The following is a 12,898-nucleotide window of genomic DNA, read 5'->3' as shown; positions in this document are numbered from 1 at the left end:
CGAGCCGAGGGGGAAGACCGCATGAAGTGGTTCCTGATTCTGTGGGCCGGCCCGGTCCTGCTGCTGACCAGCTGGTACGGGCTTTCCTATTACGACATGAGCTTCGGCTTCTTCATGCTGACCCGCCAGACCCATGACCTGGTCTTCCAGATCTACGGCAACGTTCTCGGCATTCCGCCGGAAACCATTCCGCCGCTGGTGGCGCGCGCCATCGCATTCGACAGCCTTGTCGTGTTCGCGATCATCGCCTTCCGCAAGCGCCGCGAGATCGCCGCCTGGTGGCGGAAACGTCAGCTGGCGAAATCGGTCTCCCTGCCGAGCGACGAGAGCCTGTCCAGAGCGCCCTGAAGAATGAAGCTTGCCGCGGCGGAATCGATCCGCTCGGCACGTTTGGCCCGCGACACGTCCATTTCCAGAAGCGCCCGCTCGGCGGCCACCGTCGACAGCCGCTCGTCCCAGAAGACGAAGGGCAGGGCGGTCTTTTCCGACATCGAGCGCACGAAGGCGCGCGTCGCCTGGACGCGCGGACCGGCCGAGCCGTCCATGTTCGTGGGCAGGCCGATCACGAAGCCCGCCACTCTTTCCTTCTCGGCAAAGGCGAGCAGCACTTCGGCATCCTTGGTGAACTTCACCCTTTTGATGACCGGACGGGGAGAGGCAAACCGCCGGCCGAGATCCGACATGGCGAGCCCGATCGTCTTGGTGCCGAGGTCGAGTCCGGCAATCGCCTGTCCGGGTTTAAGGGCCTCGGCCAGTTCCTCGATGGTCATCACTGTCATGCGTTCTTCATCCCGGGGATCCAACTAGGGTGTCCGGAGCGGGTTTGTCCCACCCTCTGTCCCACTTCCCTTTAGCTTCATATCGGCTATGTGTCGTCATTATCTCACATCATATTCGAGGAGAGTTTTCCATGAAGATCATCTGGCTGGGCCATTCCGCCTTCCGCATCGAGACCGCCAAGGCGAAGATCCTAATCGATCCCTTCCTGACCTATAATCCGGCCTTTGCCGGCCAGGATATCAAGGCCGCCGCCGAAGGTCTGACCCATATCCTGCTGACCCACGGCCACGGCGACCATGTCGGCGACACGGTCCAGATCGCCAAGGAAACCGGTGCCGTCGTTCTCGCCAACTACGATCTCGGCGTCTGGCTGGCGAAGAAGGGCGTCGAGAAGCTCGAAATGGGCAATACCGGCGGTACGATCAGCTTCGAGGGGTTCACCGCCACTTTCACCAATGCGCTGCATTCGTCCGCCTCGCTCACCGAAGACGGCGTTTCGCATTGCCTCGGCAATGCCAACGGCCTGATGCTGCATTTCGACGACGAGCCCTCCGTCCTCCACATGGGTGATACCGACATCTTCTCCGACATGGCCCTGATCAATGAACTGCACCAGCCGGATATCGGCATCGTGCCGATCGGCGACCGTTTCACCATGGGCGGCGCCGTCGCAGCGCTCGCCTGCCAGCGTTTCTTCGATTTCAAGCACGCGCTGCCCTGCCATTACGGCCTGCCGGGCGTCGACCAGACGCCGGAAAAGTTCGTCAAGGGTATGGAAGGCTCCCGCACCCGGGTCGAGACGCCGGTACCGGGCGGCAGCCTGACCTTCTAAATCGCATCCTTTCAGGGGGCGCCCCTTCGCAAATTGAGGCGCGCTCCCTGTTGCGAAGGGCGGGCATGGCCATTATAGCGAAGGGGAAATTTCCCATCGGAGTTATGCCATGTCCGTCGATCTCGCCACCGTCAAGCGCGTCGCGCGCCTTGCCCGCATTGCGGTCACCGAGGAAGATGCCAATCGCATGGTCGGCGAGCTGAACGGCATCATCAATTTCGTCGAGCAACTTTCCGAAGTGGATGTCACGGGCGTCGAGCCGATGACCTCGGTCACCCCTATGGACATGCGCAAGCGCGCCGACGCCGTCACCGACGGCGACAAGGCCGACGATATCGTCGCCAATGCGCCGACCACCGACCACAATTTCTTCCTGGTGCCGAAGGTCGTCGAGTGAGCGCTCAATAGCGCCGCGCCGAACCTCTCCCTAGCATTCGAACCGTTTGAAGAGACCATGACCGAACTCACCAGCCTTACCATTGCCGAAGCCCGCGAAAAGCTCGAAGCCGGGGAGTTCACCTCGGTCGAGCTGACTGAGGCTTATCTTTCCGCGATCGATGCCGCCAACTCGGTGTTCAACGCCTATGTGGCCGTGACGCCGGAAAAGGCGCTCGGCATGGCGAAGGCCTCTGACGCACGCCGCGCCACCGGTAAGGCTGGGGCGCTGGAAGGCATCCCGCTCGGCATCAAGGACCTGTTCGCCACCCGCGACGTCCATACCCAGGCCTGCAGCCACATCCTCGACGGCTTCCTGCCGAAATACGAATCGACAGTCACCCAGAACCTCTGGGACGACGGCGCGGTCATGCTCGGCAAGCTCAACATGGACGAGTTCGCGATGGGCTCCTCCAACGAGACCTCCCATTACGGCGCCGTGGTCAACCCGTGGCGGGCGAACGGCTCCAATCAGCAGCTCGTTCCGGGCGGTTCTTCCGGCGGTTCGGCCGCGGCCGTCTCCGCCTTCCTCTGCGCCGGTGCCACCGCCACCGATACCGGCGGCTCGATCCGCCAGCCGGCCGCCTTCACCGGCACCGTCGGCATCAAGCCGACCTATGGCCGCTGCTCGCGCTGGGGCACGGTTGCCTTTGCCTCGTCGCTCGACCAGGCCGGCCCGATCGCCCGCGACGTGCGCGATGCGGCGATCATGCTGAAGTCGATGGCGTCGGTCGATGCCAAGGATACGACCTCGGTCGACCTGCCGGTGCCGGATTACGAGGCCTCGCTCGGCCAGTCGCTCAAGGGCATGAAGATCGGCATTCCGAAGGAATACCGCGTCGAAGGCATGCCGGAAGAGATCGAAAAGCTTTGGGCTCAGGGTATCGCCTGGCTGAAGGATGCCGGCGCCGAGATCGTCGACATCACCCTGCCGCACACCAAATACGCGCTGCCCGCCTATTACATCGTCGCTCCTGCCGAAGCCTCCTCGAACCTCGCCCGTTACGACGGCGTGCGCTACGGCCTGCGCGTCGATGGCAAGGACATCGTCGACATGTACGAAAAGACCCGCGCTGCTGGTTTCGGCACCGAGGTCAAGCGCCGCATCATGATCGGTACCTATGTTCTCTCGGCCGGTTATTACGACGCCTATTACCTGCAGGCGCAAAAAGTCCGCACGCTGATCAAGCGCGACTTCGAGATCGTCTTCGACGCCGGCGTCGATGCGATCCTGACGCCGGCCACGCCGTCTTCCGCCTTCGGCATCGCCGACGAGGACCTCGCCTCCGATCCGGTCAAGATGTACCTCAACGACATCTTCACGGTGACGGTGAACATGGCCGGCCTGCCGGGCATCGCCGTTCCCGCCGGCCTCGATGCCAAGGGCCTGCCGCTCGGCCTGCAGCTGATCGGCAAGCCGTTCGAGGAAGAAACACTGTTCCGCACCGCTTATGTCATCGAACAGGCCGCCGGCCGGTTCACGCCGGCAAAATGGTGGTAAGGGAACTGCAATCCATACGATGACGGCCGCCGATCGTCAGGCGGTCGCCGGGGAGGTGGTTCATGGATAAGCCGGATCTCGGACGTTTGATCGAGGCGTTTGACCGCCTCGCAACCTCCGGCTTCACCATGGGCGCCGAATGGGAGGCGGTCCATAACATCTGCCAGGCCCATGAGGGAGAACCGCCGTTCGACTGGGGCCACGCGCTCTGCCATCGCATCGAGGGTGACGACTGGAACGCCGACTACTGGTACCGCCGCGCTGGCAAACGTCGCTCGGCAGGGTCCGTTGCCGAGGAATGGCCGGCCATGCGCACGGAGCTTGAAACAATGCTCTGACTGAGATTGGACGCGCGCCGTTGGCGACGCGCGTCATCTGACTTTACCGATTATCCTGCTCGGCCCTCACAAGCACCAGCCCCCGTTCGGTGATGCGGTAGGGTTTGCCGCCCTGGGACTTGATGGCCTTCTTCTGTTTCAGCTTGCGGAAGGTCACGAGGTCCAAACCTGAAAAGGCCCAGCCCTCGCGGGTGACGAGCTGCAGCTTTTCGATCTTTCTGTTGTCGTCGCGGGTAATCTCGATCCTGCCGCCCTGGGCGAGCAGGTGGAGGATGCGCTGTTCGGCGCGGGAAATATCCATTGTCTTGATGTCCGGAGAAGCGCTCGGAAACGAGCGCGCAAAAACGTTTCCGGCGTCTGGTGACGTCGGGGTTCTCGTTTTTGTCTGGGCCGGCGCGGCTTGAAAGCGGGGGCCGGCCCCTCAGCAGGTCTCTACGGAAGAGAACATCAAAACTCCATCAATGCGAAATCCGCACTAGGCGGGTTTTCCCCGGCCGTCAAGCGCCGGACGGAAACGCCCTATTTGTTGCACTGGTCAAAGCGGAGACTCAGTGGTCTACTGAGGCTGCAACAGGGGAAACTATGGCCCATATTCGCAATGCGCGTGAGGACGAGGTGGATATCCTGGCGGAAATCGGCTTCCGCTCCTGGGAGAAGGCCATGATTTCGATCGGCGAGATGACCGATATGCGTTCCAGCGCCCGCACAGCCTTCCAGAATTTCACGCGCTCCTCCTGGCTCGCCATCACAGTCGTCGAGCAGGCCGGCAATCTTGCAGGCTGGGCGGCGCGCGAAAAGCTCGACGAGCTGATCTCCGACTTCTGGATCGATCCAGCCTTCCAGGGCCACGGCTTCGGCCGGGCGCTTCTCGTCGAGATCGAGGCCGAGATCGTCCACCAGGGGTTCGAAGTCGCCCGCGTCGAGACCCACGCCCGTAATGCCGAGGCAGTCGGCTTCTTCGAGAAGCTGGGCTATTCCATCAACTGGCTCTCGACCATCTATTCGCCGAAGATCGACCGGGATGTGCAGTCGGTCGGCCTGTCGAAGCGCCTCGTCGCGGAAGCGCCGGATACTTACGGGCCAAGCTTCTAGATTGCGATTGCCGGAGCGATCTTCGCGATTACCGCCCACGTGAGTTCCGGGGCGATTAGCCATACTGCCGCGCCGAGCGTGTGAAGAGCGACTATAATCATCAGCAGCGTGCGAAAAGGTTGCTTGCGTGTCTTGTGCCGCAGCATCTGCTGCGCGGTCACGGCGCCCAGGCTGCCGCCGATAAAGGCGACACCCAGCAGCGTACGCTCGCTGATCCGCCACGTGCCATCAATCGCCGCCTGCTTGTCCCACCAATAAACGCAGAATGCGATGACATTCAGGAGTAGATATAGGATAAATAGCGCGAGTGGGGTTGATAGCTCCATTTGGCAATTTCACCAGAACCTGGTTAAAATCGGCTGAACTACAGCGCTCCACAGCGACCCCCGCGCGCAGCAAGCCTTGCACCGCAACGCCATTTGCTCTACCTCCAGAAAACGCAATAGAGACCATTTCACGAGCATCAGATGACCCTTGTCGACGTCCGCACGCCCGATCCGAAACGCTTCATTCCCGGTGCCACCGGCGACTGGGAAGTCATCATCGGCATGGAGGTGCACGCCCAGGTCCTCTCCAATTCCAAGCTTTTCTCCGGCGCTTCGACCGAGTTCGGCAAGCCGGCCAATTCCAACGTCTCGCTCGTCGATGCGGCCATGCCCGGAATGCTGCCCGTCATCAACGAGGAATGCATCAAGCAGGCAGTGCGCACCGGGCTTGGCCTGAAGGCTCAGATCAACAAGCGCTCGCTGTTCGACCGCAAGAACTATTTCTATCCGGACCTGCCGCAGGGCTACCAGATCTCCCAGTACAAGGATCCGATCGTCGGCGAAGGCAAGATCGTCATCTCGCTCGGTCCGGACCGCCAGGGCCAGTTCGAGGATATCGAGATCGGCATTGAGCGCCTGCATCTCGAACAGGATGCCGGCAAGTTGATGCACGACCAGCATCCGACCATGTCCTATGTGGACTTGAACCGCTCCGGCGTGGCGCTGATGGAGATCGTCTCCAAGCCCGACATGCGCTCCTCCGACGAAGCCAAGGCCTATATGACCAAGCTGCGCTCGATCGTGCGCTACCTCGGCACCTGCGACGGCAACATGGACGAAGGCTCGATGCGCGCCGACGTCAACGTCTCGGTGCGCCGTCCGGGCGCCGAATTCGGCACCCGCTGCGAGATCAAGAACGTCAACTCGATCCGCTTCATCGGTCAAGCGATCGAATACGAAGCGCGCCGCCAGATCGGCATTCTGGAAGACGGTGGCTCGATCGACCAGGAGACCCGGCTGTTCGACCCGAACAAGGGCGAGACACGCTCGATGCGCTCCAAGGAAGACGCGCACGACTACCGTTATTTCCCCGATCCGGACCTGCTGCCGCTTGAATTCGACGATGCCTTTATCGAGGAACTCCGTGCGGGCCTGACCGAGCTGCCGGACGACAAGAAGGCCCGTTTCGTGCGCGAGCTCGGCCTGTCGATCTACGACGCTTCGGTTCTGGTGTCCGAAAAGGCGATCGCCGATTATTTCGAGGCGGTTGCCGAAGGCCGCGACGGCAAGATTGCTGCCAACTGGGTGATCAACGACCTGCTGGGCGCCTTGAACAGAACCGGCAAAGACATTGAAGAGACTCCGGTTTCTCCGGCTCAGCTTGGCGCCATCATCGACCTCATCAAGGCCGAGACGATTTCCGGCAAGATCGCCAAGGACCTCTTCGAGATCGTGCTCAACGAGGGCGGCGACCCCGCCGAACTGGTTGAGACCCGCGGCATGAAGCAGGTGACCGACACCGGTGCGATCGAAGCGGCCGTCGACGAGATCATCGCCGCCAATCCGGACCAGGTCGCCAAGGTCAAGGCGAAGCCGACGCTTGCCGGCTGGTTCGTCGGCCAGGTGATGAAGTCGACGGGCGGCAAGGCCAATCCGCAGGCCGTCCAGGCGCTGGTCAAGGCGAAGCTCGGGATCGAAGAGGAGTAGGCCCGATGGTCTACTTCGTCCGCACCGCCGGAGAAGCCGACGTCGAGCGGATCCGCGCCCTGCTGGCGGCGACCTTTCACGATACCTACGATCCGTTCTACGGGGCCGAAAAGGTCAGAAAGATGGTCGACGGCTGGCATTCGGCCGCGGCCGTCCGGTCGCGCATCCAGAAGCGCGGCGGCGAGTTCCTGGTCGCCGACAACGGCAAGGATATCGGCGGCATGGGCTATGCCGCCATGTATCCGAAAATGGTGAAGACGGCGATGCTGCATCAGCTCTATGTCAAGCCGTCCTGCCAGAACGAGGGCATCGGCCGCGATATCTTCGCCGAGCTCGAAACCTGCTTTCCGGATGCGGAGATCATGCGGGTCGAGGTGGCGCTGCCGAACGTGCGCGCGATGTATTTCTACGAGCGGCTCGGATTTTCCGAGGTCGACCGGATGGAGGAATGGGGAGCCCCCAATTCCGGCCTGCCGGCGATCATCATGGAGAAGCGGCTGGAGTTGCGCTGACCCACCCGAGGAGGACCTTTGCATGGCCGATATCGTCATCCGCAGGGCGCGGCAAGCCGATCTTCCCGAACTCATCACGCTGTTTGCAGCGGATGATCTCGGCGGCCATGGCGATACGACGGACGAAACCGCCTTCGACGACTACCTGCGGGCCTTCAATGTCATCGATGCCTCTCAGAACGAACAGCTTTTCGTCGCCGAGCTGGGTGGCGAGGTGGTCGGCACGTTCCAGATCCTCTTCAACCGCACGCTGACGGGAAGGGGATCGCTGTCGATGATCCTGGAGGCGGTGCAGACGCGCGGAGACATGCGCGGCAAGGGTATCGGCGCCCTAATGATCGGACACGCGATCGAGGAGGCCAGGCGCCGCGATTGCCGCCAGGTCGCGCTCACCTCCAACATGGCTCGCACGGACGCACATCGCTTCTACGAACGGCTCGGCTTCGCCAAAAGCCATTTCGGCTTCAAGATGAAGCTCAAATGACCGTGCGCGACATTTGGAATCACTGGACATCGAAGGCGTCAGGCGGCATAAGCGGATCAGCCAATTCGATCGTCATCCTGTTTGCCAAGCCGACGGAACATCCATGAAAAACCTCCTGCTGCAGATCTTCACCTGGTGGAACGGACAGACCATCGGCACCCGGTTCTTCACCTGGCGTTTCGGCAAGAAGGTCGGCGAAGACGAGTTTGGCAATGTCTATTACGAAGGTCCGATGACCTCCTGGGGAAAGCCGAAGCGTTGGGTGATCTACAAGGATTACGCCGAAGCCTCCGCAATCGGGCCTGGCTGGCACGGCTGGATGCATTATCGCACCGACGTTGCTCCGTCGCAGGAAGAGTACAAGGCCCGGGAATGGGAAAAGGCGCACAAGCCGAACGGCACCGGTACGCCGCTTGCCTATCGCCCGCAGGGCTCGCTTGCCGCCACCGGCGAACGCCCCCGCGTCACGGGCGATTACGATGCCTGGACGCCCGGCAACTGACACCTGTTTTGGCCACAATCGCACTCTAGGTGTCGACGCCGACGGGATCGCCGGGACGGGAAGCATAATGGGATTGATGACGGTTTTTCCACGCAAGCCAATGGTCGGCGCATTGATCGCGCTTGCATCCGTGCTTGCGGCGGATGGTGTATCTGCGGCGCGGCTGAACAATCCGGTCGCGGTCTTTGCCGGCATCGACAAGATCACCGGCCGCATCACCACATTCGACGTCTATGTCAACGAGACCGTTCAGTACGGCGCCCTGCAGGTGACGCCAAAGGTCTGTTATTCCCGCGACGAGACGGAAGCCCAGAAGATCGATGGTTTCGTGGAGGTCGACGAGATCACCCTCGACCGCAAGATCCGCCGGATATTCACCGGCTGGATGTTCGCCGACAGCCCTGGCCTCAATGCCGTCGAGCATCCGATCTACGACGTCTGGCTGACCGGCTGCAAGCAGAAGTCCGACGTGCCGCCGCCGAAGGCGACCAACTGATTTTCCTCTAGAATTTCAGGTGCGGTGAATCGACCGCGATCCTCAGGAGCTTGAGATAGTCGTCCTTCGGGATATCGATTGCGCCGAACGTCTTTAGATGTTCGGTCGTGAACTGCGTGTCGAGCAGGGTAAAGCCGTTTTTCCGGAGCCGCTCGACAAGGTGCACGAGGCAGATCTTGGAGGCGTTCGTGCGCCTCGAAAACATGCTCTCGCCGAAGAAGGCCGAACCGAGCGAAACGCCATAGAGACCGCCGACCAGTTCATCGCCCTCGAAGGCCTCGACGCTGTGCGCGTGGCCCATGCGGTGCAATTCGTTGTAGAGCTTGCGGATCGTGGAGTTGATCCAGGTGCTCGGCCGGTCGCCGGCCGGCTCGGCACAGAAAGCCATCACCCGCTCGAATGCCGTGTCGATGCGGATGTCGAGCGGGCTCTTGCGGACCGCCTTGGCGAGGCTTTTCGAAACATGGAAGCCGTCGAGCGGCAGGATGCCGCGCATTTCCGGCTCGACCCAGAAGATTTCCGGGTCGTCCGCGGATTCGGCCATCGGGAAAAGGCCGATGGAATAGGCGCGCAACAGGATTTCCGGGGTTATTGCCGGGTAATATCTGCCGCGTCGCCCTGCCATCGATCTCCCTAATGCGTCTTGTCGCCGGCCAGATATTGCTCCAGCCAGTGAATGTCATAATCGCCGTTGGCGATATCCGGATTGTCGACCAGGTCCTGGAAAAGCGGCAGCGTCGTCTTGATGCCGTCCACGACGAATTCGTCCAGCACGCGCCGCAGACGCATCATGCATTCGACGCGGGTGCGTCCGTGCACGATCAGCTTGCCGATCAGGCTGTCGTAATAGGGCGGGATCTTGTAGCCGGCATAGGCGCCCGAATCGACACGCACGCCGAGGCCGCCCGGTGCATGGAAATGCGTGATCGTGCCGGGCGACGGCACGAAGGTGCGCGGGTCCTCGGCATTGATGCGGCATTCGATGGCATGGCCGGAGAACACGATGTCTTCCTGGCGCACGGACAGGCCGCCGCCGGAGGCGACGCGGATCTGTTCGTGCACGAGGTCGATGCCGGTGATCGCTTCGGTGATCGGATGTTCGACCTGAAGGCGGGTGTTCATTTCGATGAAATAGAACTCGCCGTTTTCGTAGAGGAACTCGACCGTGCCGGCGCCGCGATACTTCAGCTTGCGCATGGCATCGGCGCAGATCTCGCCGATCTTCATGCGCTGCTCGACATTGAGGGCAGGGGAATTGGCTTCTTCCCAGACCTTCTGGTGGCGGCGCTGCAGCGAGCAGTCGCGCTCGCCGAGATGAATGGCATTGCCTTCACCGTCGCCGACGACCTGGATTTCGATATGGCGCGGCTTCTCGAGGTATTTTTCCATGTAGACGGCGTCGTTACCGAAAGCGGCGAGCGCTTCGGAACGGGCGGTCGATACGGCTTCGTCGAGATCGGCCTCGGTCTTGGCGACCTTCATGCCGCGTCCGCCGCCGCCGGCCGTTGCCTTGATCAGCACCGGAAAACCGATCTGGCGGGCGATCTCCATGGCGTTCTCGGGCTTCACTTCGCCATCCGAGCCGGGAACGACGGGAATGCCGAGTTCCAGCGCGGTCTGCTTGGCGGTGATCTTGTCGCCCATGATGCGGATATGGTCGGCGGTCGGGCCGATGAAGGTGATGCCGTGCGCGTCGAGGATATCCGCGAACTTGGCGTTTTCCGACAGGAAGCCGTAGCCCGGGTGCACGGCGTCGGCGCCGGTGATTTCGCAGGCGGCGACGATCTGGTGGATGTTCAGATAGCTGTCGCGCGAGGGAGGCGGGCCGATGCACACGCTTTCGTCGGCAAGCCGGACATGCATGGCGTCGGCATCCGCGGTGGAATGAACCGCGACGGTCGCGATGCCGAGTTCCTTGCAGGCGCGAAGCACGCGAAGCGCGATTTCACCGCGGTTGGCTATGAGGATCTTGGAAATCATGGATGCGCCTACTCGATGACGACGAGCGGCTGGCCATACTCGACGGGCTGAGCGTCGTTGACCAGGATTTCCGTGACCTTGCCGGAGCGCGGCGACGGAATCTGGTTCATCGTCTTCATGGCCTCGATGATCAGCAGCGTCTGGCCTTCCTTGACGGTGGCGCCAACTTCGACGAAGGCGCGCGAACCCGGGGCTGGGGAGAGGTAGATGGTGCCGACCATCGGCGCGGTGACCGCGTTCTTGTTGTCCTGGATTGCGGGCGCTGCGGCGGCTACCGGAGCTGCAGCCGGGGCATAGGCGGGCGCTGCGACCGGGGCCTGGACATATTGAGTCGTACCGACGCGCGATACACGAATACGCACATCGTCCTGTTCGACTTCGATCTCGGTGAGGTCGGTATCGTTGAGGATGTTCGCGAGGTCGCGGATCAGTCCCTTGTCGATACCGTTCTTCTTGTCAGACATGGCAAACCCTATTGTTCTGTTTATCTTGTCAGGCGGTAATGGATTTCAAGGCGTGCAGCGCCAGAATGTAGCTCGCGGTGCCAAAACCGCAGATCACGCCCTTTACCGCCGGTGCGATCATCGAATGATGGCGGAATTCCTCCCGCGCGTGGACATTCGAGATATGAAGCTCGATCACCGGCACGGAGATCGCCTTGATGGCGTCGTGCAATGCAATCGAGGTATGGGTATAGGCGCCTGCGTTGATGGCGACGCCGACGGCCTTTTCATTGGCCTCGTGCATCCAGTCGATCAGCACGCCTTCGTGATTGCTCTGGCGAAAATCGACATTGAAGCCGAGTTCCGTACCGGCGGCGATACAGTCCTTCTCGACGTCCTTCAGCGTGGCCGCACCGTAGATGCCTGGCTCGCGCTTGCCCAGCATATTGAGATTGGGGCCATTGAGGACGAAGATCGTCTTGCTCATCACTGATCTATTGTTCCATGCAAAAATTCAGGGGCCACCTATAGACCGCCGAGGCGGCAAGGGAAAGCCCCCGCCGCGCCGAAAGCCCGCGAGTCCACTGCGATGGAACATCTGTCGGTCGAGAGGTGCCCTGTCAGCAGGTCGCCTTGCCGCAGGCGCGCACGTTGGCGACCTTCTGCTCGATCGTTTCGAGGCCGACGGCACCGAAGACGGCTTCGTCGCCGACGACATAGGTCGGCGTGCCGGTGATGCCGATCGCGTTGGCGAGCCGGTAGGCGTCGCGCACCAGGTCGTCGTTCGGCTCGTCGGCCATCGACTTGCGGATCGCCGCCTCCTTGATGCCGAGCGCGCTTGCGACCGCAATGGCGGTCGCTTCCGAAGCGTGCGGCCGGCCGCTGAGCAGCTCGCGATGGAATTCCGCATATTTTTCCGGCGCGACCAGTCGCACTGCGTTGGCCACACGGTGAGCGGCGACCGAGTCCGGCCCGAGGATCGGGAACTCCTTGAGGATGAAACGGACGTTCTTGTCCTTGGAAAGGATGTCGTCCATGTCGGAGAGCGCCCGCTTGCAGTAGCCGCAATTGTAATCGAAGAATTCGACGACCGTGACGTCGCCCTTCGGATTGCCGAGCGTGATGTCGGTCGGCGAGGAGAAGATCGCCTGCTTGTTGTCCGCGATCCCCTTGGTCGACTGCTCGACGCGCTGGGTCTGCTGCTTGGCCTCCAGCGCGTTCTGGACTTCGACGAGCACTTCCGGGTTCTGCAGCAGGTATTCGCGGATGAATTGGCCCATTTCCTTCTTCTGCTGGTCGTCCAGGGCGAAAGCCGGGGCGGTCGCGGAAAGTGCCAGGGCCAGCATCGAGCCGGCGGCCAATGTCCTGAAAACGGGCGTCTTGAACAGGCGGGTCATCCATATCCTCTTGGGTAGGCACACGAATCCCGCGCACCATTGTTGCGGTTTGTGCCCAAAGTAAGCCAGTCGGGCTTTCCAAAAAACCTCAAAATCATGTCCAGGCCGTTTTCACCGGTTCACAACTGCGTAT

The 12,898-nt window shown here is 61.7% G+C and carries 19 protein-coding genes; 11 read left to right on the top strand and 8 right to left on the bottom strand.

Annotated features, from left to right (window positions below; translation table 11 throughout):
* The first annotated feature begins 21 nt into the window (after nucleotides 1-21).
* Nucleotides 22-348: a DUF6105 family protein gene (locus GQ59_RS09280; protein WP_037080437.1), complete on the top strand. Its 327-nt coding sequence runs from the start codon at nucleotides 22-24 to the stop codon at nucleotides 346-348.
* On the opposite strand, the gene ruvX is transcribed toward GQ59_RS09280, so the two are convergent.
* On the bottom strand, nucleotides 291-779 hold the full coding sequence (gene ruvX, locus GQ59_RS09275) for a Holliday junction resolvase RuvX (protein ID WP_037080433.1): 489 nt from the start codon (nucleotides 777-779) through the stop codon (nucleotides 291-293). The genes GQ59_RS09280 and ruvX overlap by 58 nt on opposite strands.
* Before the next feature lie 131 nt (nucleotides 780-910).
* On the opposite strand from ruvX, the gene GQ59_RS09270 reads away from it, so the two are divergent.
* From GQ59_RS09270 to GQ59_RS09255, 4 genes are all read left to right on the top strand, one after another.
* Entirely contained in the window at nucleotides 911-1,612 is a 702-nt protein-coding gene (locus GQ59_RS09270) for a metal-dependent hydrolase (protein ID WP_037080431.1), read from the top strand.
* 109 nt (nucleotides 1,613-1,721) lie between these two features.
* Nucleotides 1,722-2,009 carry an Asp-tRNA(Asn)/Glu-tRNA(Gln) amidotransferase subunit GatC gene (gene gatC, locus GQ59_RS09265; protein WP_037080429.1) on the top strand — a complete coding sequence of 96 codons (288 nt, stop codon included), beginning with the start codon at nucleotides 1,722-1,724 and terminating at the stop codon, nucleotides 2,007-2,009.
* A 57-nt stretch (nucleotides 2,010-2,066) separates the two neighbouring features.
* Nucleotides 2,067-3,548, top strand: coding sequence for an Asp-tRNA(Asn)/Glu-tRNA(Gln) amidotransferase subunit GatA (gatA, locus tag GQ59_RS09260; protein ID WP_037080427.1), 1,482 nt, complete (start codon nucleotides 2,067-2,069; stop codon nucleotides 3,546-3,548).
* A 62-nt stretch (nucleotides 3,549-3,610) separates the two neighbouring features.
* Nucleotides 3,611-3,886, top strand: a complete 276-nt coding sequence (locus GQ59_RS09255) for a hypothetical protein (protein WP_037080425.1) — start codon at nucleotides 3,611-3,613, stop codon at nucleotides 3,884-3,886.
* A gap of 43 nt (nucleotides 3,887-3,929) precedes the next feature.
* Here the strand turns inward: GQ59_RS09255 and GQ59_RS09250 are convergent, their stop codons facing one another.
* The gene (locus GQ59_RS09250) at nucleotides 3,930-4,187 is read right to left on the bottom strand and encodes a YjhX family toxin (protein WP_007775772.1); all 258 of its coding nucleotides are present in this window, start codon (nucleotides 4,185-4,187) and stop codon (nucleotides 3,930-3,932) included.
* 281 nt (nucleotides 4,188-4,468) lie between these two features.
* Between GQ59_RS09250 and GQ59_RS09245 the strand changes: the two genes are divergently transcribed.
* Complete coding sequence (locus GQ59_RS09245) at nucleotides 4,469-4,978, top strand: GNAT family N-acetyltransferase (protein WP_037080419.1); 510 nt, start codon at nucleotides 4,469-4,471, stop codon at nucleotides 4,976-4,978.
* Here GQ59_RS09245 and GQ59_RS09240 read toward each other — a convergent pair.
* Complete coding sequence (locus GQ59_RS09240) at nucleotides 4,975-5,304, bottom strand: DUF1294 domain-containing protein (protein ID WP_037080417.1); 330 nt, start codon at nucleotides 5,302-5,304, stop codon at nucleotides 4,975-4,977. The genes GQ59_RS09245 and GQ59_RS09240 overlap by 4 nt on opposite strands.
* A gap of 141 nt (nucleotides 5,305-5,445) precedes the next feature.
* On the opposite strand from GQ59_RS09240, the gene gatB reads away from it, so the two are divergent.
* The 5 genes from gatB to GQ59_RS09215 all read left to right on the top strand — a co-directional run bounded on the left by gatB (nucleotide 5,446) and on the right by GQ59_RS09215 (nucleotide 8,945).
* A complete protein-coding gene (gene gatB, locus GQ59_RS09235) occupies nucleotides 5,446-6,951 on the top strand; it encodes an Asp-tRNA(Asn)/Glu-tRNA(Gln) amidotransferase subunit GatB (RefSeq protein ID WP_037080415.1) in 1,506 nt (501 codons plus the stop codon).
* A gap of 5 nt (nucleotides 6,952-6,956) precedes the next feature.
* Nucleotides 6,957-7,463: a GNAT family N-acetyltransferase gene (locus tag GQ59_RS09230; protein WP_037080413.1), complete on the top strand. Its 507-nt coding sequence runs from the start codon at nucleotides 6,957-6,959 to the stop codon at nucleotides 7,461-7,463.
* 22 nt (nucleotides 7,464-7,485) lie between these two features.
* Complete coding sequence (locus GQ59_RS09225) at nucleotides 7,486-7,947, top strand: GNAT family N-acetyltransferase (protein ID WP_037080411.1); 462 nt, start codon at nucleotides 7,486-7,488, stop codon at nucleotides 7,945-7,947.
* Nucleotides 7,948-8,050: 103 nt separating this feature from the next.
* On the top strand, nucleotides 8,051-8,449 hold the full coding sequence (locus GQ59_RS09220; RefSeq protein ID WP_037080409.1) for an NADH:ubiquinone oxidoreductase subunit NDUFA12: 399 nt from the start codon (nucleotides 8,051-8,053) through the stop codon (nucleotides 8,447-8,449).
* A gap of 76 nt (nucleotides 8,450-8,525) precedes the next feature.
* On the top strand, nucleotides 8,526-8,945 hold the full coding sequence (locus GQ59_RS09215; RefSeq protein WP_037081092.1) for a DUF2155 domain-containing protein: 420 nt from the start codon (nucleotides 8,526-8,528) through the stop codon (nucleotides 8,943-8,945).
* 7 nt (nucleotides 8,946-8,952) lie between these two features.
* Here GQ59_RS09215 and aat read toward each other — a convergent pair whose 3' ends face one another.
* The 5 genes from aat to GQ59_RS09190 all read right to left on the bottom strand — a co-directional run bounded on the left by aat (nucleotide 8,953) and on the right by GQ59_RS09190 (nucleotide 12,765).
* Nucleotides 8,953-9,570, bottom strand: coding sequence for a leucyl/phenylalanyl-tRNA--protein transferase (gene aat / locus GQ59_RS09210; protein WP_037080407.1), 618 nt, complete (start codon nucleotides 9,568-9,570; stop codon nucleotides 8,953-8,955).
* An 8-nt stretch (nucleotides 9,571-9,578) separates the two neighbouring features.
* Nucleotides 9,579-10,925, bottom strand: a complete 1,347-nt coding sequence (gene accC / locus GQ59_RS09205) for an acetyl-CoA carboxylase biotin carboxylase subunit (protein WP_037080405.1) — start codon at nucleotides 10,923-10,925, stop codon at nucleotides 9,579-9,581.
* A gap of 8 nt (nucleotides 10,926-10,933) precedes the next feature.
* The gene (gene accB, locus GQ59_RS09200; RefSeq protein ID WP_037080403.1) at nucleotides 10,934-11,389 is read right to left on the bottom strand and encodes an acetyl-CoA carboxylase biotin carboxyl carrier protein; all 456 of its coding nucleotides are present in this window, start codon (nucleotides 11,387-11,389) and stop codon (nucleotides 10,934-10,936) included.
* Between the two features lie 28 nt (nucleotides 11,390-11,417).
* On the bottom strand, nucleotides 11,418-11,855 hold the full coding sequence (gene aroQ / locus GQ59_RS09195; RefSeq protein WP_037080401.1) for a type II 3-dehydroquinate dehydratase: 438 nt from the start codon (nucleotides 11,853-11,855) through the stop codon (nucleotides 11,418-11,420).
* Nucleotides 11,856-11,988: 133 nt separating this feature from the next.
* Nucleotides 11,989-12,765 carry a DsbA family protein gene (locus tag GQ59_RS09190; RefSeq protein ID WP_037080398.1) on the bottom strand — a complete coding sequence of 259 codons (777 nt, stop codon included), beginning with the start codon at nucleotides 12,763-12,765 and terminating at the stop codon, nucleotides 11,989-11,991.
* Between the last annotated feature and the right edge of the window lie 133 nt (nucleotides 12,766-12,898).

Origin of the sequence: Neorhizobium vignae (assembly GCF_000732195.1) — a bacterium.
Lineage (GTDB): Bacteria > Pseudomonadota > Alphaproteobacteria > Rhizobiales > Rhizobiaceae > Neorhizobium > Neorhizobium vignae.
The sequence above is the reverse complement of the archived record's forward strand: the minus strand, read 5'-3'. Positions and strand labels throughout refer to the sequence as shown.